Annotated in this window: 2 protein-coding genes; both read right to left on the bottom strand. The window is 25.4% G+C overall.

What is annotated here, in order from left to right; all coding sequences use genetic code 11:
- Nucleotides 1-72: 72 nt before the first annotated feature.
- Nucleotides 73-252: a hypothetical protein gene (locus tag ACYVEA_RS34630; RefSeq protein WP_461117917.1), complete on the bottom strand. Its 180-nt coding sequence runs from the start codon at nt 250-252 to the stop codon at nt 73-75.
- 350 nt (nt 253-602) lie between these two features.
- Nucleotides 603-734: a hypothetical protein gene (locus ACYVEA_RS34625; protein WP_461117918.1), complete on the bottom strand. Its 132-nt coding sequence runs from the start codon at nt 732-734 to the stop codon at nt 603-605.
- Between the last annotated feature and the right edge of the window lie 97 nt (nt 735-831).

Below are 831 nucleotides of genomic sequence, written 5' to 3'. Positions count from 1 at the left end.
ATACTGAGTTATTCTCATTAAAATTTCAATAGCTTGCTCCTGATTTAATTGAACGTGACTATTAGTAGTAATTCAATCCCAATTGAAAGCATTGAGCCTAGCATCTCCCATTTCTAGAAGCCTGTAACCTTCATTTTTAATATTTTCATATTCATTAATGAGCTCTCTAGTCATTCCAGGTCTTGGTCGTTCTCCTTGTTCGGGTATTCTTTCTTCAACATTGTCAATAAAACTAGTATATTTTTTTCTCATATTTTTAATTTTTATAAATATAATAGCCAGAGAATTTCAATCAATATGATTTACAAAAACTAGACCTTGAGAGGTATTTACAGCCATAACTGCATTAAAAGCTAAAATATTTGATGCTTGGACAAGTGCATCAGCGACAAAAGCATTTCAATCTATTTCTAGAACTCACATTAAATATATAAATATAATTATACAACCTAAATCTCTAAAAAGATTATTAAAAAGTTCTATTATTAAAAATTAAAAAACTTTTGTCTACCTATCCTAACCCATATAAATAAAAAAAAAACATAATTAACTCTTATATACACTTTGTAATTATTTAGCTATAGAATTTAGCTAATAATATATTATTTATTTTCTCCCTTCTTTGTAATCACAATAGAACCTACGATAGCTAATAATAATATAATAGAAGCTATAATAAGTAAAATAGCATAATTTGTATACATAACATTACCTATAGCCGTTATATGTGTTATATCTACTAAAGAAGTATCTCATGATTTACTACTTGCATATTGTATTTGTTCATTATATATATATTGATTAATATTTATATCAATTACATGTGAATTA

The sequence above is a fragment of the Spirosoma jeollabukense genome (assembly GCF_054777855.1).
The sequence above is the reverse complement of the archived record's forward strand: the minus strand, read 5'-3'. Positions and strand labels throughout refer to the sequence as shown.